The sequence below is a fragment of the Hasllibacter sp. MH4015 genome (assembly GCF_020177575.1).
GTDB lineage: Bacteria > Pseudomonadota > Alphaproteobacteria > Rhodobacterales > Rhodobacteraceae > Gymnodinialimonas.
In genome coordinates this window covers 2,872,971-2,895,168 of record NZ_JAHTBK010000001.1, presented here as the reverse complement: position 1 = coordinate 2,895,168, position 22,198 = coordinate 2,872,971, and the positions used below count along the sequence as shown (strand labels likewise).

Below are 22,198 nucleotides of genomic sequence, written 5' to 3'. Positions count from 1 at the left end.
CATGAAACTCCCCACCTACGCCGGAACGCTGGAGGATTATGCGCTGCAAGGCGACCCGCTCACACCTCGCGCGCCTTCCGTCCCACTCACCCGCACCGCTTTCGCAGCCGCCCATGTCGTCAGTGACCCGCTGGCCGAACGCGACCCGTGGCAGGGCCGCCCGGCGGTGGATTGGGACGCCACCCTGCGTTTCCGCGAAAACCTATGGGATCAGGGTCTTGGTTTGGCCGAGGCCATGGACACCGCGCAGCGTGGCATGGGTGTGGACTGGGAGACGGCGAAGGAGTTGATCGAGCGCACGATGCGTGCCGCCAAGGTCCACAGCGCGAGTCCCCGCGTCGCGTGCGGGGCAGGCACGGACCATGTGCCGCCGGGCGACCTCACTGACCCCGTCCGCATCAAAGCCGCCTATTCGGATCAGATGGAGGCCATTGAAGCCGCTGGAGGGCAGATCATCCTCATGGCCACTCGCGCGCTGCCTGCCATCGGCGCGGGACCCGAGACCTATGCCCGCGTCTATGACGACCTCATCGCGCAGGCATCGCAGCCCGTCATCCTCCATTGGCTGGGCGAGATGTTCGACCCGGCGCTCAATGGCTATTGGGGCGGCGCGTCCATCGAGGAGACGAACCAGATCGTCGTCGACCTCATCAACCGCAACGCGGCAAAGATCGACGGCATCAAGATCAGCCTGCTCGATCAGACCCACGAGGAGGCCTTCCGCGCCCGCCTCCCCGAAGGTGTCCGCCTCTATACCGGCGACGATTTCAACTATGCGCCCCTGATCGCAGGCGACGGGACGCATCATTCCCACGCGCTTTTGGGTATCTTCGCCGCCATCGCCCCCGCCGCGTCCCAAGCCCTCGAAGCCCTCGCGCAAGACGATCTTGAGACCTACCACGCGCTTCTAACCCCGACCGTTCCGCTCAGCCGCGAAATCTTCAAATCCCCCACGCAATACTACAAGGCGGGGATCGCGTTCCTCGCCTGGCTGAACGGCGCGCAGTCCCATTTCATCATGCCCGCAGGCTTCCAATCTTCCCGCGAGATCACGCATTACGCGCAGGTTTTCCGTCTCGCCGATCAGGCGCGGCTCCTCTCCGACCCGGACCTCGCGACACAGCGCATGACCCAGCTTCTGGCGCTCCACGGGATCGACCCGTGACCCGACGCCCCACCATCCTCGACGTGGCCGCCAAGGCGGGCGTGTCGAAATCAACCGTCTCTCTCGTCTTGCAGAATTCCAAGCAGGTGAAGGCCGAAACGCGGCAGGCCGTCCGCGCCGCCATGGCGGACATCGGCTATGTCTATAACCGTGCCGCGGCCCAGATGCGGTCGCAATCCGCCGGTCTTGTGGGCCTCGTCATCAACGACCTGCGCAACCCGTTCTTCACCGAATTCGCCACCGTCCTTCAGATGACCCTCGCCGCCAAAGGTTACGCCACCGTCATCGCCAACAGCGATGAAGACGCCGACCTGCAAGCTAAACTGGTGGGCTCCATGATTGAACACGGCGTCTCCGCGCTTGTCGTCTCGCCCGCCTACGGCGATGGCGGCGCGGCCTTCGACCAGATCGAACGCGCGGGCCTTCCGGCCATTCAGGTCCTGCGCAAGACCGATCCGCGCACCGGCCTCTTTCCCTTTGCCAGCTTCGACTATGCCGCAGGCTCGGCCCGTGCCACGCGGCATTTGATGAACCAGGGCGCACAGAACATCGCCTTTGTCGGCGGTGTTGAGGGCCGCGAGATCACCGAGGAACGCAAATCCGGCTACCTCGCCGAGATGAAGCGCGCCGCGGCCGAACCGCTCACCTTCCATGGCCGCTCCACACGCGCGTTCGGCGTTGAAGCTGCGCAACCCCTCATCGACGCTGGCGCAGATGCCGCTGTCTGCTTCAACGACCTCGTGGCCTTGGGCCTCCATGCAGGCTTCGCCAAGGCCGGCAAGACCCTCGGCACCGATTTCCGGATCGTGGGCTTCGACGACATCGAGGATTGCGCGCTGGTCTGGCCGCAGCTTTCCTCTGTCGCCTGTGACATCGACGGCTTCGCGCGCGCCACCGCTGACCGGCTTCTGGCATGGATGCAGGACGGCGAAACGCCACCCCCGGATCACCGCGCGCCCGTCGATCTGGTCGCTCGCACCTCCAGCACAGGACGATTTCCTTGACGCCCAACACCTTCCTCCGGTCTCTCTTCGCCCGCGCGGTGGAGGTCGCCGACCCGATGCAAAGCCTCGCCGCCGCCCTGCCGCCCAAACCCGCGGGCGGGGTGCTTGTGGTCGGCGCGGGCAAGGCCAGCGCGCGCATGGCCGAAGCGGTGGAGGCCGAGTGGGGCCCGTGTGAGGGGCTCGTCATCACCCGTTACGGCTATGCGCGCCCCTGCCAGGGAATCGAAATCGTGGAGGCCGCCCATCCGGTGCCGGACGCGGCGGGGGAGGCGGCCACGAAGCGACTGCTTGCCCTGCTTGCGACGGCGGGCGAAGGCGATTTCGTCCTCGCGCTGATCTCCGGCGGCGGCTCCGCGCTGCTGACCGCGCCCGCAGGCGGTATCACCTTGGCGGAAAAGCAGGCGCTGACCCAGGCGCTGCTCGCCTCCGGCGCCCCGATTGGAGAGATCAACGGCATCCGCAAGCAGATCTCTGCGGTCAAGGGCGGCAAGCTGGCGGCGGCGGCGTATCCAGCGCGGATGCTGGCCCTGATGATCTCCGATGTACCGGGCGATGATCCGGGCGATATCGCAAGCGGACCCACGGTCGGCCATTCCGGCGACGCGGGCCGGGCGTTGGAAGCCTTGCAGACGTGGAACGTCACCCCCGCTGCCTCCATCGCGGAATATTTGTTGCGGGGCGGCGATACGGTGACGCCAGACGATCCGCGCCTGTCTCGGACCGAAAACGTGATCTACGCCGCGCCGTCCCAATCCCTTGCCGCTGCCGCTGATCTGGCAAAGGCGCAGGGCTACACGGTCGAGATGCTGGGCGATTCCATCGAAGGCGAAGCCCGCGATATCGCCGCCGCCCACGCCGCGCTGGCCTGTAAGGCCGCCCCGGGGACGCTGATCCTCTCCGGCGGCGAACTCACTGTCACCCGGCGCGGTGACGGGATCGGCGGACCAAATGCGGAATACGCCCTCGCCCTGGCGCTGGCCTTGAACGGTGCGGACAATATCCACGCCATCGCCTGTGATACCGACGGTGTCGACGGGGCTGCCGAAGTGGCCGGGGCCGTGATCGACCCCGATACGCTCGCCAAGGCCGCCGCCAAAGGCATCGACCCGTCCGATGCGCTCGACCGCAACGACGCCCATAGCTTCTTCGCAGCCATCGGCGATCAGGTAATCCCCGGCCCGACGCTCACCAACGTCAACGATTTCCGCGCGATCCTCGTCACCTGAGCATCCCGCACCCGTCACCCCACCCAATAGCGAGACGCAACATGCTGTTACACATCGTCCTTCTCGATCCCGCCGACGATGCGGGCCTGACCCGGATCAAGTCCACGATGGCCGACCTTGCCGCGGTTGCCGAAAAACTGCCGGGGCTGACGCGCTTCGACCATGGTCCGAACCGCGATTTCGAGGGAAAATCCCAACGCTATCCCTACGGGTTTTGCTGCACCTTCACCGACCGCGCAGCGTTGGAGGCTTACGCCGCCGATCCCGACCACCAAGCCGCAGGCGCGCAACTGGTCGCCTCTTGCAAAGGTGGCGCGAACGGGATTTTCGTGGCCGACCTGGAGGTCTAGGCGCGCGGGGCGTTTCAAGGCTACACTCCGCGCAGAGCAGCCATAAGCGGAAAACCCCGTGACCCAAGATCCCTCCCTCGCGTTATTCTACGTTGCCGACGGCCCCCGGCTGGAGGAGCAGTCCTGGCTCCTCGCCATGTCGCTCAAGCGCGCCCATGACGGCGATGACCGGATCCGCCAGATCGCCTATGTCGGAGAGGCGCACCGCCCCGAGATCACCGACATGACCCACGCGATCTACGAGGTCTGCGGGGTGGAGCTTCGGACCCTGCCAAACCCGCCGAAGTGGAAGGGCGGCTATCCCCATGGCAACAAGCTGGTGGCCGCCCGCGACGATCGCGGCACCACCCATTCCATTTTCCTCGACACCGACATGGCCTGCATGGGCTCGCTTGCGGAATTCATGGACCTGCCGCCCGACACGACGGCCGCCGCGCCGGAGGGCCGCCCGACCTGGGGCGCGGGCACGGACCGCTGGGAACGGGCCTACGCGCATTTCGGGATGACCGTGCCCACCGAACGGGTCCGGCTGCTGCGCGGGCGACGTCACGAATTCGTCCCCTATTTCAACGCGGGTTTCATCGCCTTTCCCGAGGCCAGGCACCCCATGGACGGCAAACGGTTTGGCGAGCACTGGATCGAAACCGCGCTTGATTTCGACTTCGGTTGCGCGATTGCCAACAAGCGCCCGTGGCTCGACCAGATCACCCTGCCGCTCACTATGAAGCGCTTCGGCTACAAGACCCGCGTGCTGGACGAGATGCACAATTACTCCCTGTCCCATCGCGGCAATTACTCCAACATCCCCGACGCCACGATTCTGCATTATCATCGGCAACGTTTCCTCTACCCCGCGCCCCAATGGCCGGGCCTGCGCGACATGATGCGCGACATGGTCCCGGTGCCGTTCCACGCGCGGCTGGAGGATCACATCGCCACGATCGAGACCTCCCTTCAGAGGTTTGAGGAGGAGCAAGCGGCGGAAAAGGCGGCCAAGGAGGCGGAGGGCTAAAGCAGCGCGTCGATATCCGCACGCACGGGCATCGACGCCGCCGTGCCGTGTTTCGTGACCGACAAGGCGGCGGTTGCGGTCGCAAAGCGCAAGGCGCGGCGCATATCCAGCCCATCGGCGAGCGCCGTCGCGAAGCCGCCATTGAATGCATCGCCCGCGCCGGTCGTATCCAGGGTCGGCCCGGCAGACATCGGCGGCGTGTGGATCGCGTCGGTTCCGTCCCAGAAGAGCGAACCGTTTTCCCCCAACGTGATCAGCGCCCCTTTGCGGACGCCCTGGGCCATCAGCGCCTTCGCGGCGGGCAGGGCATCATCCGGCCCCGTGACGGGCAGTCCGGTCAATTCCTCGGCCTCCGTCTCGTTCGGCGTGACGTAATCGCACAAGGCAAGCATCCCCTCCGGCAAATCGGCGGCAGGGGCGGGGTTGAGGATGGTGGTCACGCCGGCCCCGTGCGCGATCCGCAGGAAATGCTCCGCCGCCGCCATCGGTTGCTCCAGCTGGGTCAGGGCCACTTTCGCGGCCCCAATCCGGTCCGCCCTGGCCTCGACATCCTCCGGCCCAATCGCGCCCGCGGCCCCCGGCACCACAACGATGGCATTCCGGCCTGTCGCGTCTTCGATGAAGATTCCCGCGGACCCGGTGGGCAGGTCCGCATCCTCGATCACCAGCGCCTCCACCCCGGCGGAGGTCCAGACATCGCGGCCCATCTGCCCGAACGTGTCCGCTCCGATCCGGCTCAGGAACGCCACGTCCCCGCCCGCCTTGGCCGCCGCAACCGCCTGATTGGACCCCTTGCCCCCGGGTCCAAGCTGAAACCCGGTCCCCAGAAGCGTCTGCCCCACAACCGGCATCTTCGCCGTGCGATAGGCTGCGTCGGCGGCGTAGATCCCCAAAACGATGATGTCGGCCATATGTAGGCGCCCCCTTGGACTTGTCGGCGGAGCGAAGCATGATGCGCGCCACATAGGCAAGGGAGGGACGCGCGATGAAACTGGTCAGATGGGGCGACAAGGGGCAGGAGAAGCCGGGCGTCTTGGGCGCCGATGGGCAGGTGCGCGATCTGTCGGGCGTGGTGGAGGACATCAACGGGGCGAGCCTCTCCAAGATGCCGTCCTTCGACATCGACGGCTTGCCCTTGGCCGGTGACGTGCGGCTGGGCGCCTGCGTCGGCGATGTCGGCAAGCTCGTCTGCGTCGGACTGAACTATGCCGACCACGCGGCGGAAGGCGGCTGGGACGTGCCGACCGAACCGGTCCTCTTCATGAAGGCGACCACCGCGATCTCCGGCCCGACCGACCCCGTGATCCTGCCCCCCGGCAGCGAAAAGACCGATTGGGAGGTGGAGCTGGGCGTCGTGATCGGCCAGCGCGCCAAGAACCTCAGCGAAGGGCAGGGAGCCGATCACATCGCAGGCTATTGCGTGGTCAACGACATCAGCGAACGCGCCTTCCAACAGGAAATGGGGGGGCAATGGACCAAGGGGAAATCCTGCGACACCTTTGCGCCCCTCGGCCCTTGGATGGTCACGGCGGACGAGGTCGGCGATCCGTCGGGCCGCGCCATCTGGCTCGAGGTTGATGGGCAGCGGATGCAGGACGGCAATACCGACACGATGATCTTCGGCCCCGCGTTCATCGTGGAATATGTCAGCCGGTTCATGACGCTGGAACCGGGAGACGTCATCACCACCGGCACGCCACCTGGCGTCGGCATGGGACGCAGGCCGCAAGTCTTCCTCCGTGATGGGCAGGAGATGCGCCTGGGCATCGACGGGCTGGGCGAGCAGCGCCTTCCGGTCCGCGCGGGGTAGGTCGGCGGCACAGGATCGCGGGCGTGGTTCGGGGCGGCGGGTGACTTCCGCAACAGCCTTGCGTGAAAAGCGTAAGCGCCGCCTTGTTGCCTGCCCCCTAGGGGCCTACATCGCGTTGCATGAAGCGCTTCATTCCGTTCCTGAATTCCGACCCGACCATTGCCGTAATCCGTCTGCAAGGCGCGATCACCGCCAGCCCGCGCGGTCAGGGGATCAATGATGCCACCTACGGGCCGGTGATCGAGAAGGCGTTTTCCAAAGGCAAGCCGGTGGCGGTGGCCCTTGCGATAAATTCCCCCGGCGGCTCGCCCGTGCAATCGGCGCTCGTGGCCGCGCGCATCCGGCGGCTGGCGAAGGAAAAGGATATCCCCGTTCACGCCTTCGTGGAGGACGTGGCCGCCTCCGGCGGCTATTGGCTCGCTTGCGCAGGTGACGACATCTGGGTCGATCCAAGCTCCATCATCGGGTCCATCGGCGTGATCTCCACCACGTTCGGTTTCGTGGAGGCGATGCAGAAGATCGGGGTGGAGCGGCGCGTTTACACGGCCGGCAAGGACAAATCCATTCTGGACCCGTTCCGTCCCGAACGGGCCGAAGACGTGGATCGGCTCAAGGACCTGCAACAGCAGGTCCACGACGTCTTCATCGACCACGTCAAAACCAGCCGGGGCGATCGCCTTAGCGACGACAAGGACCTCTTCACCGGCGCGTTCTGGGCCGGGACGCGGGGGGTCGATTTGGGTCTGGCCGACGGGATCGCGCATCTCGTACCCAAGATGAAAGAGCTTTACGGCGACAAGGCGCGCTTTACCAAGCATGGGCCCAAGCGGGGCCTTCTGCCGCGTCTTGGGGCGCAGGTCCTCACCGACCTCGATCAGGGGCTGGAGGAGCGGGCGCTTTACGCACGCTATGGCCTGACGTGATGCTCAAGATCGTTACCTTGTTCCTGATCTTCATGGCGGTTCTGGCCATGTTCGGAAAATTGCGCTGGCTCGGTCTGGGAAAGATCGGTCGCAACAAGGACAAGTCCCCCCTGCCCAAACCGCGCACCTGCCCGACCTGCGGGCGGATGAACTTGCGCGGCGGCGAATGCCGCATCTGCCGGGGCGGGCCGAATGGCTGACGAATTCGGCTTTGCCATCCTGGGATTGGTGATCCTGCTCCTGGCCGGTGACGTGCTGGTAAAGGGCGCGGTGAACCTTGCCTTGCGCCTCGGCATACCCGCGCTGATCGTGTCGCTGACCGTTGTGGCCTTCGGCACCTCCGCGCCGGAGTTGCTGATCTCCATCCAGTCGATCCTGAACGGCGTGCCGGGCCTGGCGCTTGGCAACGTGGTGGGCTCCAACACCGCCAATATCTTGCTTGTCCTTGGTGTTCCCGCCCTCATGGCCGGGCTTGCGGCGACCAGCGACACGCGGCGCGAATACATGTTCATGATCGTCGCGACGTTCCTGTTCATCGTCCTGTGCTTTCTCGGCCCCTTGACCTGGTGGCACGGCATCATCCTGCTTACCGGTCTGGCGCTGGTTTTGGGCGACGCCGTGCGCAAGGCCCGCGCCCACCGCAACGACGCCAACGGCGCCGATGTCGGTGACGAGCTGGAGGAAGCCGATCCGAACATGGAAAGCTGGAAGATCGGGCTTTACCTCGTGCTTGGTCTGCTCGGCCTGCCGCTGGGGGCCAGCCTCCTGATCGACAGCGCGACGGAGATCGCAACGGCCTACGGCGTCAGCGACACGGTGATCGGCCTGACCCTCGTGGCGGTCGGCACGTCGCTCCCGGAACTGGCAACCACCGTCATGGCGGCCCTGCGCAGACAGGCGGACGTGGCCATCGGCAATGTCATCGGCTCCAACGTCTTCAACCTTCTGGCGATCATTGGCGTCGCGGTTTTCGTGGGCCCCATCCCCGTCGATGCGGAGATCCTGCGCTTCGACCTTTGGGTGATGCTCGCCGCCTCCATCGTGATCGCGCCATTCGTGTTTTTCCGCTGGCCCATGGGCCGCCCGGTCGGCCTGGCCTTTTCCGCGCTCTATGCGGGCTATATCGTCCTGCTCCTGGTGTAAGAAGGGGACGGGCATGACGGCATTGGTAACGGGCGCCGCCAAGCGGCTGGGCCGCGCGATGGCACTGGAACTGGCCCGCGCCGGCCACGATGTGGCAATCCACTACAACGGCAGCGCGGACGCGGCGGAGGAGACGGCGGCGGATGCCCGTGCCCTCGGCGTCCGTGCCGTGGCGCTTCAGGCCGATCTTCTGGACGAGGACGCGGTCCAAAGCCTTCTGCCGCGGGTTGTCGACGCCCTGGGTCCCGTGCAGGTCCTCGTCAACAACGCCTCCATCTTCGACTACGACAATCTGCAAAGCGCCACGCGGGACAGCTGGGACCGCAGCATGATGTCCAACCTGCGCGCGCCCTTCGTCCTGACCCAGGCCTTCGCCGCGCAACTGCCCGACCCCGATACGGGCGAGGATGGGGAGCCTGTGGCGCGCGGCCTTGTGGTCAACATGATCGACCAGCGCGTGCGCAAGCTGACGCCCGAATTCATGACCTACACACTCGCCAAGATGGGCCTTTGGGCCTTCACCCGCACCGCCGCTCAGGCGCTGGCCCCGCGCTGCCGCGTGAACGGGATCGGCCCCGGCCCCACCATGCAAGGCGCCCGGCAATCGGCGGAACACTTCCAGGCGCAGCGCGATGCCACCATTCTGGAACGCGGCGCGGATCCAGCCGCGATCTGTGATGCTCTGCGCTACTTCCTGACCGCGCGGGCCGTCACGGGGCAACTGATCTGCGTGGATGGCGGTCAGCACCTGGCGTGGGAGACGCCCGATGTGCTCGGGGTGGAGTGACGCCGCGGAAGGGGCTTGTCCACCGACGTCACAAATCCTTCACGAATGAAAAGATGTGCGCGTTCTGCAACATTTCACCCTCCGCGACATTATATATTTCGTTTGAAAACAGCGACTTATGTAATTGCTTAAAAAAGAGGCAAATCGCAGAAGTCTGCCGAAAACAAAGGAAAATTCCGGATGCCCAAGAGTTGTCCGCAAGGTTATCCACAGAAGCGGTGGAGAGGTCGGGCCTTGATCTGCACCGCGCGCCGTTGCAGCGCAGCGAAGAATCACAGATTTGTGACAGATGACGAAAATTGAGACCGACAAAGGGGCCAAATCGGGCCACGAGGTAATTGCCGACTACGTCCGGACGCTCGACATGTCGCCCGGCGTCTACCGCATGCTCGATGCCCAAAGCCGGGTGCTCTATGTCGGCAAGGCCCGCGCCCTCAAGCGCCGCGTCGCCAATTACGCCAAGCCCTCCGGCCATTCGCCCCGCATCGCGCGGATGATCCGTGATACCGCCTCCATGATGTTCCTGACCACAAGGACGGAGACGGAGGCGCTGCTGCTGGAACAGAACCTCATCAAGCAGCTCAAGCCGAAATTCAACGTGCTGCTGCGCGACGACAAGAGCTTCCCCAACATCGTCGTCAGCCGCACCCATGCCTTCCCCCAGATCAAGAAGCATCGCGGCGCTAAGAAGGAAAAGGGGGAGTATTTCGGCCCCTTCGCCTCGGCCGGTGCCGTCAACCGCACGCTCAACCAGCTGCAAAAGGTCTTCCTTCTGCGCAACTGCACCGATGCGACGTTCGAGACCCGCACGCGGCCCTGCCTGCTCTACCAGATCAAGCGATGCTCCGGCCCCTGCGTCGGTCATATAAGCGAGGCGGATTACGCCGCCTCCGTCGCCGATGCTGTCCGCTTCCTCAAGGGCGACAGCACGGATTTGCAGGCCAACTTGGCCGAGCAAATGGCGGAGGCGTCGAAGGAGATGGAATTCGAGCGCGCCGCCGCCTTGCGCGACCGCATTCGCGCGCTCACCAATGTACAATCCGCCCAGGGCATCAACCCGCGTGGCGTGCGCGAGGCCGACGTGATCGCGCTGCATATGGAAGGGGGCCAGGCCTGCGTGCAGGTCTTCTTCATCCGTGCCAACCAGAATTGGGGCAACAAGGATTACTACCCGCGCGTCGGCCCCGACATCGAGGAGCCCGAAGTACTGGAGGCCTTCTTGGGCCAATTCTACGACAGCAAAGATGTGCCGCGTCAGATCATCCTTTCCCACCCGGTCGAGAACATGGACCTGATGGCCGATGCGCTCAGCACCAAGCGCGGCACTCGTGTCGAAATCCTCGTGCCCCAGCGCGGCGAAAAGATGGAGCTTGTCGAAGGCGCCCGCCGCAATGCCCGCGAAAGCCTTGGCCGGCAGATGGCCGAAAGCCAGGCACAGGGCAAATTGTTGAAGGGGTTGGCGGAGGCTTTCGATCTGGACGCGCCGCCGAAACGGATCGAGGTCTACGACAACTCCCACATCCAGGGGGCCCATGCCGTCGGTGCGATGATCGTGGCAGGACCGGACGGCTTCACCAAAAGCCAATACCGCAAGTTCAATATCCGGGGGGAGGAGCTGACGCCTGGTGACGATTTCGGCATGATGAAGGAAGTTCTGAAGCGACGCTTCAAACGACTGCTCAAGGAAGACCCGGACCGCGAGTCCGAGGCCTGGCCCGACCTTCTGCTGATCGACGGCGGCGCGGGGCAGGTCAGCGCCGTGAAGGAAATCATGGACGACCTCGGGGTCGAGGATGTGCCATTCATCGGCGTTGCCAAGGGCATCGACCGTGACCAGGGCAAGGAAGAATTCCACCGCCCCGGGAAGACCGTCTTCGCCCTCAAGCGCAACGATCCCGTCCTCTACTTCATCCAGCGGATGCGGGACGAGGCGCACCGGTTCGCCATCGGCGCGCATCGCAACAAGCGGTCGAAGGCTGTTAGCGCCACGCCGCTCGATGACGTCCCCGGCGTCGGTGCAGCGCGCAAGCGGGCGCTGCTGTCACATTTCGGCTCGGCCAAGGCGGTGACGCGGGCGAATTTGGCGGATTTGAAAGCGGTGGAGGGGGTCAGCGAGGGGCTGGCCCAGAAGATCTACGATCACTTCCATGAGGGGGGGTGAGGGGCAAAACCGTCCCAAAACCTCCAAGGTTATGCCCAGGGTTTTTGTCCATGCCGACAGCGTGTCTTTCAGTGTAATGGCTATCGATGACAAAAACGACCGGTTCTGGCACATCGGAGTAGAGCAGTCATCTGTCTCAGAACAAATTTCGGTGAAAACGAATGTTTTGGCGACCAAGTCGAACCACGGATTGGTACAAAAGATACATTGTCTTGGAACCAACCTGATCGCAAAATGAGACGTAGCTATTATCCCGGTGCACGGCGAAGGAGACAGGTATTATGCGCGCGATGGTAGTCGCCATTGGCCTTCTCGCATTTCCGGTTCAGGCATCTTCCTGTGAAATGGGAGCAGCACTAGCGCCCTGGGTTGGTGCGGCGTTAGCAGGTATATTGATCCCAGAGCCAAGTTTGGCCGCTGAAGGTGCCGGAATGGTACTTGGCGTCATCGGGCATGACACGTACCACCAAATTCGCGAAAACCAAGAGCAGTTGGGACGGCCAATGACCGAAGAAGAAATCACTGCGCTAGTGGAAGAGTTAGAGAATGATCCTCATTACAGCGGTAGAACTACTGTTCCGACTGGACTTCGGTGCCATACCAGTCCTCCAGATATCGCCGGAGCGGGAGGAGGCATAATTGGAGGCGATCAATTTCAAGAGATTGTACCGGCCATAACTGATACGCTAGGCATCTGTTTAGGAAGCCCTAGGGACTGCATGGGCGGACACTAAAGAAAGAGATATGTTCCTTTAACATAATACGGATTTAGGCGGTCACTCTATCTCGAAAGCAAGCGCGGGCTGAGCGTAACCCAAGCTGAAAAAGCCATGGCTGGCAAAGTTCGGCTGTCTCAGCATGTGCGGTGGCCGACTCGAGATCTAATGCAGCGCCTGCCAACCCCTTAGCAAAACCTTAACAAAATTCACAATTTCGTTCTGTTTCAATATCTTAACCCCCGGTTGCAACCTTGCAACCTGCACCGCAAACCCACCCCCTCTGGCCCCGGCCCCGCATCCCGGCTAACAAGGGCCCATGCGCCTGAACCTGCCAAACAGCCTGACCCTCGTGCGCCTTGTCGCGGCGCCGATGGTGGCGTTCGTGTTCATTCTGCTGCCTCGCCCCTTCGCCGATTGGGTGGCGCTTTTGCTGTTCATGTCAGCGGCTTTCACCGATTACGTTGACGGCGTTCTGGCCCGCGCATGGAAGCAGGAAACCAAGTTCGGCGCGATGCTTGATCCGATTGCCGACAAGGCGATGGTCGTGATCGCGTTGACGGTCGTTCTGGCGCTTTACGGCGTTACCATCAGCGCGGGCAGCCTGTCCCTGAACCCGGTCTTCCTGATCCCCATCATCGTGATCCTCTTGCGCGAGATTTTCGTTTCGGGCCTGCGAGAATTCCTGGGGGCCAATGCCAGCAAGCTGAAGGTCACGAAGCTCGCCAAGTGGAAAACCACGGTGCAGATGTTCGCCATCGGCCTGCTGTTTTGCTGGGGCCTTTTCGCCCACTACCTTTGGGCGTTGACCATCGGGATGGACGCGGCGCTGATCGACGGCATCATGGCAGGGGAGGTCGAGGATGAATTCAACCTGCGCTGGATCTTGTTCGGATATCAGTGGAGCGAGCTTCTGGGCATCGCCCTGCTGTGGCTCTCCGCGGCCCTGACCGCGATCACCGGTATCGACTATTTCCGCAAGGCGCGCCCCTACCTGACGGAGCCCGAGTGATGGAGTTGAGGTATTTCGCATGGTTGCGGGAACGGATTGGCACCGGACACGAGGTGGTCGAGACCGACGCCCCGACCGTCTCCGCGCTGATCGAGGAATTGAAGACCCGGTCCGACGCCCACGCCTATGCCTTTTCCGACCTCAAGGCGATCCGGGCCGCGGTGGATCAGGAATTGGTCGACCTTGACACCCCCCTGCGCGAGGCCCGCGAAGTGGCGTTCTTTCCGCCCATGACGGGGGGGTGAGCCCATGTCCGTGGAGGTGCGGGAAGACCGCTTCGATCCGGGCGCGGCCCTCAACGCTTTTTCCGAGCGCGTCGCAGGTGCTGGTGCCATCGTCAGTTTCACCGGTCTGACCCGCGACGTGGCCGAAGGCGACCTTCAAGCCCTGGTGATCGAGCACTATCCCGGCATGACCGAAAAGGCGCTCGGCGAAATGCGGCTCCAGGCGGTCGAGCGTTTCTCGCTGACCGACGCGATGATCATCCACCGCCACGGACGGCTTGACCCGGGCGAGGTCATCATGATGGTCGCCACCGCCGCCCCGCACCGCGCCGATGCGTTCAAGGGGGCAGATTTCCTGATGGATTACCTGAAGTCCCGCGCGCCGTTCTGGAAAAGTGAAGTCACCGCCCGGGGTGCGGAATGGGTCGCGGCCAAGGATGAGGATGAGGACGCGCTGAGCCGCTGGTAGGTGCAATGCCCGCGCACCAAAGCGTCGCGGTCAATTACCCTTGTTGGTTTCCTCAATGTAGACGCGCAGTTCCTCGGCTTCGGTGCGGGCCTCGCGCAGGCCGTCCATCGCCGCGCGCAATTCCGCCTCCGTCTGGCTCAGCTGGTTGGTCAACTCGCCCTCACGCTGTTGCAGGTAAGCGATGGCCTGATCCCGCGTTTCCTCGGCATCGTGGAGCGCGCGGGCGAGATTTTCCATTTCCCCCAGATCGGCGGACGACACCTGGTTGAAGCGCGTCACGAGCCAATGGGCCAGCCACCCCAGGGCGAAGGCCACGAACAGGATGATGGCGATTGCGATGATGAATTCCAGGCGGTTCATGGTGCGTCAGCGTCTTTCATCTATTCGCCGTCGGGATTGATCGGGCGGGGGAGGGGGCGAATTTCGAACGGCCAATCGGCGATCTCACCCTGGGCAAGGATGCCGCCCCGCGTGCGCGGCTGGTCATCGATGTCCCCGGCGGCTGCGGCGACCTCCGCACTGGCCAGAAGGCGAAATTCGATGCGACGGTTCTGTTCGCGGCCGTCCTCGTCATCGTTGGAGGCGATGGGCTGGCTTTCGCCATAGCCCTGCGCGGTCAGGTTGGTCACGAGCACGCCGCGCGCCAGAAGCCCGTTGAGCACCGCGTCGGCCCGGCGCTGACTGAGGTTCAGGTTCATGCCTTCGCCCCCCTGCGCATCGGTATGGCCGCCGATTTCCATGCGCACATGGAGGCAATCTGGCAAAACCTCCGCGATGGCGTCGAGCACCTCACCAGCCGTGTCGTTGATTTCAGTGGAGCCGGGATCGAAGGTGATCTTCGTTTCTTCCTGGATCGCGCGAATGCGGCTTTCGCATTGCTCGGGCGTCGGTTGGGAGGCGACGGGGTCGAGCGCTTCCACGTAGCGCACGTCGAGGTCGTAATTCTCCCCCGGGCCAAGCTCCTCCGTCAGCAGGCGGGTCAGGCGGGACACAAGTTCCGTATCGCCGGTATTGCCGGTCAGGCGCAGCAGATCGGGCTCCACGACCAGTTGGCCGTCATTGAGTTCCGAAAGCGCGGTCAGGCCCGCCATGACCCGCACCGACCACCCTTGGGGCAGGTCCGCAACTTCTCGCGTGGCGATATCGGTGGCGTCCGCGCCGAACAGCGCGGAGGCATAGGTCTGGACCGATTGCCCGATGGAGCCGGGCGGCAGCCGCCCCCGCAGACGCGCGCCATCCTCGGCGTCGAAGGTGGCCGTGAAGCGCGCGGGACCGGTGCTCGCCAGCGTCTCCGGCTCCGGTAGAATGGCCTGGAGGGAGAAGACGTCGGGCAGGTCGGCGTCCAATTCTCCCACGACGGTATCGAAATCCACCTGTGCCGTACCCTGCGCCGCGATCAGGGTCACGTCGGCGTCGGAAAACGTGACGGTGCCCTGACCCAATCGCGCAAGAGCTTCGAGGGCGGTTTCCACCGCTTCGCCCCACGAGGGTGATGGGACGCCGAGGCCGATGGTGCAGGGGATTACCCCGGTGGCCCCAGCCGCAAGACCGGCGGCCACGATGCGGTCGCGTGCCGGTGCGGTGTCGGCGGTACAAGTCTCGAAGCGCCCCCCCTCCGCGTCGCGCACGAAGCGCAGGGTGAAGGGCGTGATGACCGGGCGGGGCGCGGAAATGTCGAGCACGACTTCAACGCCCTCGGGCTGGTCTTGCTGCAACTGGGCGATGAATTCGGCGCGTTGTTCGCGGGTCTCTCCCACCGCTTCAACTTCCACCCGGTCCGCGAAGACCGTCACCTTGGATCGCGGCAGTGTTTCCAGCGCGCGCAGACCATAGGCAAGGGCGGCGTCCCACGTCTCCGGCGCGGCAAGCTCTGCGCTTTCGATCATGTTAACGACCTCTGCCTCCCCCGCGATGTCGGCGATGGCTTCCGCGATGGCGAAGGCTTCGTCCCCACCCGGGCCGGGGATCAGGCCGATCAGCTGAATGCCGTCACCGTTGCGCAGAAGATCGAGGGAAAAGCGCGGCGGTGCGGCGGTGTCGGCGGCGGCCACGTCGAGGCGATTGATAACGCGATCCGGGTCGATGATGGCGGACGCACCCGTCTGCGCGCGGAACCGGGCCACTTCGTTCGGGGCCGTCCCGTCAAGAAACACCTGCAATCCGTTGGCCGACACCAGAACCCAGTCTATGCCATCGGCGGCCAGCACGGTTTCGACATCTTCGATTGTCCGACGCTCGATCGTGATCGCGGCGAAGATCGCCACGGCCACTGAAAGACCGCCCGCCACAACGAAAGAGGCGGGGCCGACGAGGGCAGAGATACGCTCAGATATCGACATTGGGATGTGACCCGGTTTGCCTGCTCGATGGTGCCTTCTGGGGGCCTTGTCCGACCGGATTACCCTGTCCGGCGGGGGCTTTCAATCAAACGAGTGTGGCGGCGGCGAAAAACAGCACGGGGATCAGCCCGGCATCCCGGTTCGACCGGAAAAGCCGCAAGCAGAGCGCGCCGTCGTTGATGTCCAGTCGCAGAAGCTGCCACGACAGGTGCCAACCCATCGCCCACACCCCCACGAAGGCCAGGAGAAGCGCGAAGACATTGCCGCCGGGCACCAGCGCCACAAGAACACCGGCGCCGATGAACAGGACGGTCAGGATCAGGAAGCCACGAAGCCAAAGGCGGGTCTTGTCCCCGAACAGGCGGGCGGTGGATTTGATGCCGATCAGCGCGTCATCCTCCCGATCCTGGTGGGCATAGATCGTGTCATAGAACAGGGTCCACGCAATACCGCCGAGATAGAGCAGGACAGGCGCAAGCGACAGGCTGCCGGTATGGGCCGTCCACGCCAAGAGTGCACCCCAGTTGAAGGCGAGCCCCAGGAAGACCTGCGGCCACCAGGTCACGCGCTTGGCAAACGGGTAGATACAGACCAGCACCAGCGAGGCGATACCCAGAAGGATCGCGGGCACGTTGAATGTGAGCAAGATGCCAAAGGCCAGAAGTGCCTGCACCGCCATCCAGATCACGGCCCCTTTCACGCTGACCTGTCCCGAGGGGATCGGGCGGGACGCGGTGCGCGCCACGGCGCCGTCGAATTCGCGGTCGGTGATGTCGTTCCAGGTGCAGCCCGCGCCGCGCATCAGGAAAGCGCCGATGGCACACCCCGCAAAGATCCATCCATCATACCATGTCGCGGTGGCGGGGTTCGCGGCAATGGCCAGAAACAGACCCCACCAACAGGGAAGAAGCAAAAGCCAAGTGCCGATGGGACGGTCCGCCCGGCTGAGGCGCAGGTAGGGGCGGGTCGCGGCAGGCGCATAGCGATCCACCCAATTACCACGCACCGCATCGGCCACTTCGCCCGCGGCATTGGCTTGTTCCTGTGGCGCGTTGCTCATACCTATCATTCCATGTCCGGTCGGCCGAAAATCCGCCTCTATGTAGATCACCCCTTGGGCAAGGGGCAAAGCGTTCCCGTGTCGCGGGACCACGCGAATTACCTGTTCAATGTGATGCGGCTGGGGGTCGGGGCCGAGGTGGCGCTGTTCAACGGCAAGGATGGCGAGTGGCGGGCGGAGGTGGCACAGGCCGGCAAGCGCGGCGGTGTGCTGGTATGCGGTGCGCAAAGCGGAGCCCAAGTGAACCCGCCCGACCTTTGGCTGCTCTTCGCGCCGATCAAGAAGGCGCGTACCGATTTCATCGTGGAAAAGGCCGCCGAGATGGGGGCGTCCCGCATCCTGCCCGTGCAGACCGACTTCACCAATTCCGACCGCATCCGCCAGGACCGTTTGCAGGCCCATGCGATTGAAGCGGCGGAGCAATGCGGCGGCACGTTTGTGCCCGACGTCGCCGCGCTGCGCCCCCTGGCGCAGGTGCTGGAAGAGTGGGATGCGGAGCGCGCGCTGGTTTTCGCCGATGAGGCGCTGGCGCATTCTGAGGCGGGGAGCACATTGCGTGCCGATGCCCCCGCCCCGGCGGCCATCCTGATCGGGCCGGAGGGCGGATTTTCCGACGCGGAGCGGTCGCGGTTGCGTGGTCTGCCCTTCGTGGTGCCGATCCCGCTTGGCCCCCGCATCCTGCGGGCCGACACCGCGGCGGTCGCGGCCCTGACCCTGTGGCAGATGGCGCAGGGGGATTGGGGATGAGCGGCACTGCTCCGCCCGCGCGGCTCCATGTGATCCCGGCTATTGCCTGTGACAAGGCGCTGATCCTGCGGCGCGGCCCGACACGGCAGGTGGCGTCTATGCTCTGGGACCGGCGCAGCGGCGCGATCGAGATGGGCCAGTGGTTGAAGGGAACGATCTACGTCCACAAAAGCGATCTGTCACCGGACGGGCGGCACATGATCGTTTTTGCGGGGCAGGGCGGCAGGTACTGGACCGCGATCAGCCGCGCGCCGTGGCTGAGTGCCATCGCCTATTGGCCCTTTGACGAGACGTGGTTCGGCGGCGGCGCCTTCACGCGGGATGGATTGGTGTTCGGCAACGGATTTGCAGTGCCGAAACCTTTGCCCGATGGCCTCCACCCGGCTCCGGAAGATGCCTATCCCAGCGGGACGGACGGGTTCCACATGGGGCTGTTCTTCCCCGCCATGCTGGAGGCGCGCGGCTGGCGGATCACGGGTGGCGAACGCTATGATGTCACCCTTGAAAAACCCTTGCGCGGCCACTGGTCCCTGCGCCTGCGCTTCGAACATGGCTTCCGGACCAAGGGTTCGCTCAGCAATCCGGTTTACACCCTGGTGCGGGGCGACGCGGCGGTGGAGATGCCGGATTGGGAATGGGCGGAGCCGTGGGACGACGGCATACAGGTGGCCAGGATGGGCGGGCTCTACGGCATGAAGCTCGGGCGCAATGGTCTCAGCGACGAGGTTCGCTTGCACGATTTCAACGATATGACGTTCGAACCGCGCCAAGCCCCGTATGAAGGTATTCGCGCATGAGCGGGTTTTTCCGACCAGAGGCCATGGCCGCCCTGTCCCGCTGGCGCGAGGTGATCGCGGCCTGCATCGTCGCCGCCCTCGGCCTGTGGATCGCCACGCGGCCCGGCGGCATGGTGATGACGGGTTTCGGTTACGTGCTGATCGCGATCGCGGCGATCATTCTCGTCCCCGCCCTGCGCCGCGCGCGCTTCTTCACTGGCAGCGATGGGCCAGGCGTCGTGAAGGTGGATGAGGGGCGGATCCTCTACATGGGGCCGGTGACGGGCGGGTCGATGGCGCTGGACGACCTCAAGGTGCTGTCGGTCCGCCGGGATGGCAACGATCAGACGACCTGGGTTCTGGCCGATCCGTCGCAACTTCTGGTGATCCCGGTCGATGCCGCAGGGGCGGACGCGCTTTTCGACGCATTCTCGGCCTTGCCGGGCGTCAATATCGACAGGCTGATCCAGGCTGTGCAAAGCCGCACAAAGGGGTCGCAGCGGCTTTGGGTCCGCGATCATCCGCTGGCCTTGACACCCTGAGGCCCAGAGGCCACGCCTTAGGCCGAACGCGACCGGCGAAGGAAAGCCAAGATGTCCATCCCCCAATCCGGCGGCGGCCCGATCGAACACCACGATCAACTGGCGCAATACCTTGCCGATGGCTGCAAACCGAAGGCCGATTGGCGCATCGGGACCGAGCACGAGAAATTCGGCTTCTGCCGCGATACGTTGCAACCCATCCCCTACGAGGGCGCGCGATCCGTGAAGGCGGTGCTGGAGGGCCTGCGCGACCGGTTCAATTGGTCGCCCGTCATGGAAGGCGGCAACATCATCGGGCTGGAGAAGGACGGCGCCAATGTCTCCCTCGAACCCGGTGGTCAGCTCGAGCTGAGCGGCGCACCGCTGGAGACGATCCACCAGACCTGTGACGAGGTGAACGAGCATCTGCGGCAAGTGCGCGAGGTGGCCGACATCATCGGTGTCGATTTCATCGGTCTGGGCGCCGCCCCGATCTGGAAACACGAAGACATGCCGCTGATGCCCAAGGGCCGCTACAAGCTCATGGATGCCTATATGCAGAAGGTCGGTACGATGGGCCGAACCATGATGCGGCGGACCTGCACGGTTCAGGTCAACCTCGATTTCGCGTCCGAGGCCGATATGGTCCAGAAGATGCGCGTGGCGATTGCGTTGCAACCCGTGGCCACGGCGCTTTTTGCCAATTCCCCGTTCATCGACGGCGCACCCAACGGCCACAAATCCTGGCGCAGCCGGGTATGGCGCGACCTCGATCCGGACCGCACAGGCACGGTGCCGTTCGTGTTCGACGACGGCTTCGGGTTCGAGGCCTGGGTGCAATACGCCCTCGATGTGCCGATGTATTTCGTCTACCGCGATGGCACGTACCACAACGCGCTTGGCCAATCGTTTCGCGATTTCCTGAAGGGGGTATTGCCCGCCCTGCCCGGCGAGAAGCCGACGCTGTCGGATTGGGCGGATCACCTGACGACCCTCTTCCCCGAGGCGCGCGTGAAGAAGTTCATCGAGATGCGCGGCGCCGATGGCGGCCCGTGGCGGCGGCTTTGCGCATTGCCCGCTTTCTGGGTCGGGTTGACCTACAATCAGGGGGCGTTGGACGCGGCGTGGGACCTGTGCCGCGGCTTCGATGCCGAAACGCGCGACGAGATGCGAGTGCAGGCCTCGGTCCGGGGGCTGGATGCGGTTGCCGGCAAGTACAAGATGATCGACCTTGCGCGCGAGGTTCTGGCGATTTCCGAGGCCGGGCTTGCGGCCCGCGCCATGCCCGGGGCCGGGGGATTGGTCCCGGATGAGACCCATTTCCTCAACGCCTTGCGGGATTCAGTGGAGACGGGCCAGGTCCCCGCCGACGAATTGCTGGAGAAATACAGCGGCGAATGGGCCGGTGATCTGAGCCGGATTTACGCGGAATACTCCTACTGAAGGATCGCCGGTCTCAGGTGCCCTCGGCGCCGTGGATCGACGGAAGCACGCGGCGCTTGTAGTAATCGCGCGCGGCGGCCCGGCGGGCGATCTCCGCGCGGTCACGCTCCTCGCCCTGCAATTCAGCGGCGAAGGCGGGATGCGCGGGCGGCGGAACTTTGCGATCCGGTGCGCTGTCGGGCCCGAACCGGTTGTTGCCGTGGGTCCCCGGCAGGCACAGCAGGACAATCAGCCAGATGAAGCCGATGAACGGCACAAGCGAGATGAAGTACCAAAAGCCCGACCGGTCGGTGTCGTGCAGGCGACGGACCAGAACCGTCATGCCCGGAACCCAGAACAAGATGAAATTGGCGGCCATGTAATAGGCCCAATAGGTCCAGAGTTCCCCGGGGACGGAACCGCTGAGCTCGATCTGCCGGATCCAGGACTGGACCTGTTCGGGATTGGTTGCCGCGTAGAATCCGAAGGCTGCACCGATCGCGGCACCGGCCAGCAATTGCCAGACGAAGAACCACCAGTATTCCGAGCGGCGCGCGCGACCGCCGACATTGAACATGTGGACGTAACCCCGCCCAACGGCCCGTGCGAAACCCATGACGTCAAACCCCGTGACTAGCAGTGCTGAATGATCAGCGTCCGGGACACGGTCGTTCCGAATTGTGCCCTTCGTGGGGCAAGAGCGGGCCAATCTTTGGGGTTTTTCGACCCAAAGAAAAACGACCCGCCGTTTGGGGCGGGTCGTTCAAGGTGTCGTGCTGTCGGCGATGGCTCAGACGGCGGGGGCCGCGTCGTAGGGATCAGCGCCGTATTCGTTCGGTCCAACCGTGCCACGCTGGACGAACCAGTAGATGACGAGGATGATACCGACGAGCGGCACGAACAGGATCAGCAGCCACCAGCCGGACCGGCCCACGTCATGCATCCGGCGCACGGCCACGGCGATACCGGGTACGATCAGGGCAAGGAAGGCGACGATGGACACGATCGGCATTCCGATGGCCCCGTCGACGACGGACGCCACGACATTGACGATGATGTTGAAGAGGTAGAACCACCAGTATTCCGAGCGGCGCGCGCGTCCGGAGAAGTTGGCGTAATTCGCAAAGACATGCTTAACAGCCGTCATAAAATCCATGGATAATGTCCTTTCAGGGTCCGGTCTTCTCTTTGCTTCGACGGCGGCACGTCAAACGGCGCGAAAGGGCGCCCGGTGCCTCCGTTCGGCGACACAATTGCGTGAGGTCCTTGCGAAATCAACGAAATTAACGCGCGGGTAAGGAAACCCTCCGGTTGGTGTGATCCCCTTGCGC

The 22,198-nt window shown here is 64.3% G+C and carries 24 protein-coding genes; 18 read left to right on the top strand and 6 right to left on the bottom strand.

Features of this window, described 5'->3' with window-relative positions; translation table 11 throughout:
- Position 1: 1 nt before the first annotated feature.
- The 5 genes from KUW62_RS14760 to KUW62_RS14740 are packed head-to-tail and all read left to right on the top strand — an operon-like array spanning position 2 to position 4,757.
- Complete coding sequence (locus KUW62_RS14760) at positions 2-1,165, top strand: dihydrodipicolinate synthase family protein (RefSeq protein ID WP_224816228.1); 1,164 nt, start codon at positions 2-4, stop codon at positions 1,163-1,165.
- A complete protein-coding gene (locus KUW62_RS14755; protein WP_224816227.1) occupies positions 1,162-2,169 on the top strand; it encodes a LacI family DNA-binding transcriptional regulator in 1,008 nt (335 codons plus the stop codon). Before KUW62_RS14760 ends, KUW62_RS14755 begins: the two co-directional genes overlap by 4 nt.
- Complete coding sequence (locus KUW62_RS14750; protein ID WP_224817127.1) at positions 2,160-3,395, top strand: glycerate kinase; 1,236 nt, start codon at positions 2,160-2,162, stop codon at positions 3,393-3,395. Before KUW62_RS14755 ends, KUW62_RS14750 begins: the two co-directional genes overlap by 10 nt.
- A 41-nt stretch (positions 3,396-3,436) precedes the next feature.
- Positions 3,437-3,745, top strand: coding sequence for a Dabb family protein (locus KUW62_RS14745; RefSeq protein WP_224816226.1), 309 nt, complete (start codon positions 3,437-3,439; stop codon positions 3,743-3,745).
- A 58-nt stretch (positions 3,746-3,803) separates the two neighbouring features.
- Complete coding sequence (locus KUW62_RS14740) at positions 3,804-4,757, top strand: hypothetical protein (protein WP_224816225.1); 954 nt, start codon at positions 3,804-3,806, stop codon at positions 4,755-4,757.
- Here KUW62_RS14740 and KUW62_RS14735 read toward each other — a convergent pair.
- The gene (locus KUW62_RS14735) at positions 4,754-5,668 is read right to left on the bottom strand and encodes a ribokinase (protein ID WP_224816224.1); all 915 of its coding nucleotides are present in this window, start codon (positions 5,666-5,668) and stop codon (positions 4,754-4,756) included. The genes KUW62_RS14740 and KUW62_RS14735 overlap by 4 nt on opposite strands.
- Before the next feature lie 74 nt (positions 5,669-5,742).
- Here KUW62_RS14735 and KUW62_RS14730 point away from each other — a divergent pair, with 74 nt between their 5' ends.
- From KUW62_RS14730 to KUW62_RS14690, 9 genes are all read left to right on the top strand, one after another.
- Positions 5,743-6,567, top strand: a complete 825-nt coding sequence (locus tag KUW62_RS14730; RefSeq protein WP_224816223.1) for a fumarylacetoacetate hydrolase family protein — start codon at positions 5,743-5,745, stop codon at positions 6,565-6,567.
- Positions 6,568-6,686: 119 nt separating this feature from the next.
- Positions 6,687-7,490 carry a S49 family peptidase gene (locus KUW62_RS14725; protein ID WP_224816222.1) on the top strand — a complete coding sequence of 268 codons (804 nt, stop codon included), beginning with the start codon at positions 6,687-6,689 and terminating at the stop codon, positions 7,488-7,490.
- Entirely contained in the window at positions 7,490-7,690 is a 201-nt protein-coding gene (locus tag KUW62_RS14720; protein WP_255599123.1) for a hypothetical protein, read from the top strand. The genes KUW62_RS14725 and KUW62_RS14720 overlap by 1 nt, the downstream gene beginning before the upstream one ends.
- A complete protein-coding gene (locus KUW62_RS14715) occupies positions 7,683-8,633 on the top strand; it encodes a calcium/sodium antiporter (RefSeq protein ID WP_224816220.1) in 951 nt (316 codons plus the stop codon). The genes KUW62_RS14720 and KUW62_RS14715 overlap by 8 nt, the downstream gene beginning before the upstream one ends.
- 13 nt (positions 8,634-8,646) lie before the next feature.
- Complete coding sequence (locus KUW62_RS14710) at positions 8,647-9,420, top strand: SDR family oxidoreductase (RefSeq protein WP_224816219.1); 774 nt, start codon at positions 8,647-8,649, stop codon at positions 9,418-9,420.
- A gap of 289 nt (positions 9,421-9,709) precedes the next feature.
- Positions 9,710-11,581, top strand: coding sequence for an excinuclease ABC subunit UvrC (uvrC, locus tag KUW62_RS14705; RefSeq protein ID WP_224816218.1), 1,872 nt, complete (start codon positions 9,710-9,712; stop codon positions 11,579-11,581).
- 1,035 nt (positions 11,582-12,616) lie between these two features.
- Positions 12,617-13,309 carry a CDP-diacylglycerol--glycerol-3-phosphate 3-phosphatidyltransferase gene (gene pgsA, locus KUW62_RS14700; protein ID WP_224816217.1) on the top strand — a complete coding sequence of 231 codons (693 nt, stop codon included), beginning with the start codon at positions 12,617-12,619 and terminating at the stop codon, positions 13,307-13,309.
- Complete coding sequence (gene moaD, locus KUW62_RS14695) at positions 13,309-13,554, top strand: molybdopterin converting factor subunit 1 (RefSeq protein ID WP_224816216.1); 246 nt, start codon at positions 13,309-13,311, stop codon at positions 13,552-13,554. Before pgsA ends, moaD begins: the two co-directional genes overlap by 1 nt.
- 4 nt (positions 13,555-13,558) lie before the next feature.
- Positions 13,559-14,002: a molybdenum cofactor biosynthesis protein MoaE gene (locus KUW62_RS14690; protein WP_224816215.1), complete on the top strand. Its 444-nt coding sequence runs from the start codon at positions 13,559-13,561 to the stop codon at positions 14,000-14,002.
- 30 nt (positions 14,003-14,032) lie between these two features.
- Here KUW62_RS14690 and KUW62_RS14685 read toward each other — a convergent pair whose 3' ends face one another.
- From KUW62_RS14685 to ubiA, 3 genes are all read right to left on the bottom strand, one after another.
- Positions 14,033-14,362 carry a prefoldin subunit 3 gene (locus tag KUW62_RS14685; protein ID WP_224816214.1) on the bottom strand — a complete coding sequence of 110 codons (330 nt, stop codon included), beginning with the start codon at positions 14,360-14,362 and terminating at the stop codon, positions 14,033-14,035.
- A 20-nt stretch (positions 14,363-14,382) separates the two neighbouring features.
- Positions 14,383-16,341, bottom strand: a complete 1,959-nt coding sequence (locus tag KUW62_RS14680; RefSeq protein WP_224816213.1) for an OmpA family protein — start codon at positions 16,339-16,341, stop codon at positions 14,383-14,385.
- Positions 16,342-16,426: 85 nt separating this feature from the next.
- The gene (ubiA, locus tag KUW62_RS14675) at positions 16,427-17,410 is read right to left on the bottom strand and encodes a 4-hydroxybenzoate octaprenyltransferase (RefSeq protein WP_370632899.1); all 984 of its coding nucleotides are present in this window, start codon (positions 17,408-17,410) and stop codon (positions 16,427-16,429) included.
- 3 nt (positions 17,411-17,413) lie between these two features.
- Between ubiA and KUW62_RS14670 the strand changes: the two genes are divergently transcribed.
- From KUW62_RS14670 to KUW62_RS14655, 4 genes are read left to right on the top strand one after another with little or no spacing between them, the layout of a single operon-like run.
- Entirely contained in the window at positions 17,414-18,148 is a 735-nt protein-coding gene (locus KUW62_RS14670; protein ID WP_224816211.1) for a 16S rRNA (uracil(1498)-N(3))-methyltransferase, read from the top strand.
- Positions 18,145-18,945, top strand: coding sequence for a hypothetical protein (locus tag KUW62_RS14665; RefSeq protein ID WP_224816210.1), 801 nt, complete (start codon positions 18,145-18,147; stop codon positions 18,943-18,945). Before KUW62_RS14670 ends, KUW62_RS14665 begins: the two co-directional genes overlap by 4 nt.
- Positions 18,942-19,466 (top strand): hypothetical protein, encoded by a 525-nt coding sequence (locus KUW62_RS14660; protein ID WP_224816209.1) that lies wholly within the window; start codon positions 18,942-18,944, stop codon positions 19,464-19,466. The genes KUW62_RS14665 and KUW62_RS14660 overlap by 4 nt, the downstream gene beginning before the upstream one ends.
- Before the next feature lie 51 nt (positions 19,467-19,517).
- Complete coding sequence (locus KUW62_RS14655; RefSeq protein ID WP_224816208.1) at positions 19,518-20,888, top strand: glutamate--cysteine ligase; 1,371 nt, start codon at positions 19,518-19,520, stop codon at positions 20,886-20,888.
- A gap of 13 nt (positions 20,889-20,901) precedes the next feature.
- On the opposite strand, the gene KUW62_RS14650 is transcribed toward KUW62_RS14655, so the two are convergent.
- Together KUW62_RS14650 and KUW62_RS14645 are read right to left on the bottom strand one after the other, a co-directional pair.
- Positions 20,902-21,483 (bottom strand): DUF805 domain-containing protein, encoded by a 582-nt coding sequence (locus KUW62_RS14650; RefSeq protein WP_224816207.1) that lies wholly within the window; start codon positions 21,481-21,483, stop codon positions 20,902-20,904.
- 174 nt (positions 21,484-21,657) lie between these two features.
- A complete protein-coding gene (locus tag KUW62_RS14645) occupies positions 21,658-22,023 on the bottom strand; it encodes a DUF805 domain-containing protein (RefSeq protein WP_224816206.1) in 366 nt (121 codons plus the stop codon).
- Positions 22,024-22,198 lie beyond the last annotated feature (175 nt).

Bases quoted from the DNA above. Each gene is read 5' to 3' on its own strand.
- KUW62_RS14760 (WP_224816228.1), top strand. From the start codon at position 2: ATGAAACTCCCCACCTACGCCGGAACGCTGGAGGATTATGCGCTGCAA.
- KUW62_RS14745 (WP_224816226.1), top strand. From the start codon at position 3,437: ATGCTGTTACACATCGTCCTTCTCGATCCCGCCGACGATGCGGGCCTG.
- KUW62_RS14735 (WP_224816224.1), bottom strand. From the start codon at position 5,668: ATGGCCGACATCATCGTTTTGGGGATCTACGCCGCCGACGCAGCCTAT.
- KUW62_RS14730 (WP_224816223.1), top strand. From the start codon at position 5,743: ATGAAACTGGTCAGATGGGGCGACAAGGGGCAGGAGAAGCCGGGCGTC.
- KUW62_RS14725 (WP_224816222.1), top strand. From the start codon at position 6,687: ATGAAGCGCTTCATTCCGTTCCTGAATTCCGACCCGACCATTGCCGTA.
- KUW62_RS14720 (WP_255599123.1), top strand. From the start codon at position 7,490: ATGCTCAAGATCGTTACCTTGTTCCTGATCTTCATGGCGGTTCTGGCC.
- KUW62_RS14715 (WP_224816220.1), top strand. From the start codon at position 7,683: ATGGCTGACGAATTCGGCTTTGCCATCCTGGGATTGGTGATCCTGCTC.
- KUW62_RS14710 (WP_224816219.1), top strand. From the start codon at position 8,647: ATGACGGCATTGGTAACGGGCGCCGCCAAGCGGCTGGGCCGCGCGATG.
- uvrC (WP_224816218.1), top strand. From the start codon at position 9,710: ATGACGAAAATTGAGACCGACAAAGGGGCCAAATCGGGCCACGAGGTA.
- pgsA (WP_224816217.1), top strand. From the start codon at position 12,617: ATGCGCCTGAACCTGCCAAACAGCCTGACCCTCGTGCGCCTTGTCGCG.
- moaD (WP_224816216.1), top strand. From the start codon at position 13,309: ATGGAGTTGAGGTATTTCGCATGGTTGCGGGAACGGATTGGCACCGGA.
- KUW62_RS14690 (WP_224816215.1), top strand. From the start codon at position 13,559: ATGTCCGTGGAGGTGCGGGAAGACCGCTTCGATCCGGGCGCGGCCCTC.
- KUW62_RS14685 (WP_224816214.1), bottom strand. From the start codon at position 14,362: ATGAACCGCCTGGAATTCATCATCGCAATCGCCATCATCCTGTTCGTG.
- KUW62_RS14680 (WP_224816213.1), bottom strand. From the start codon at position 16,341: ATGTCGATATCTGAGCGTATCTCTGCCCTCGTCGGCCCCGCCTCTTTC.
- ubiA (WP_370632899.1), bottom strand. From the start codon at position 17,410: ATGATAGGTATGAGCAACGCGCCACAGGAACAAGCCAATGCCGCGGGC.
- KUW62_RS14670 (WP_224816211.1), top strand. From the start codon at position 17,414: ATGTCCGGTCGGCCGAAAATCCGCCTCTATGTAGATCACCCCTTGGGC.
- KUW62_RS14665 (WP_224816210.1), top strand. From the start codon at position 18,145: ATGAGCGGCACTGCTCCGCCCGCGCGGCTCCATGTGATCCCGGCTATT.
- KUW62_RS14660 (WP_224816209.1), top strand. From the start codon at position 18,942: ATGAGCGGGTTTTTCCGACCAGAGGCCATGGCCGCCCTGTCCCGCTGG.
- KUW62_RS14655 (WP_224816208.1), top strand. From the start codon at position 19,518: ATGTCCATCCCCCAATCCGGCGGCGGCCCGATCGAACACCACGATCAA.
- KUW62_RS14650 (WP_224816207.1), bottom strand. From the start codon at position 21,483: ATGGGTTTCGCACGGGCCGTTGGGCGGGGTTACGTCCACATGTTCAAT.
- KUW62_RS14645 (WP_224816206.1), bottom strand. From the start codon at position 22,023: ATGGATTTTATGACGGCTGTTAAGCATGTCTTTGCGAATTACGCCAAC.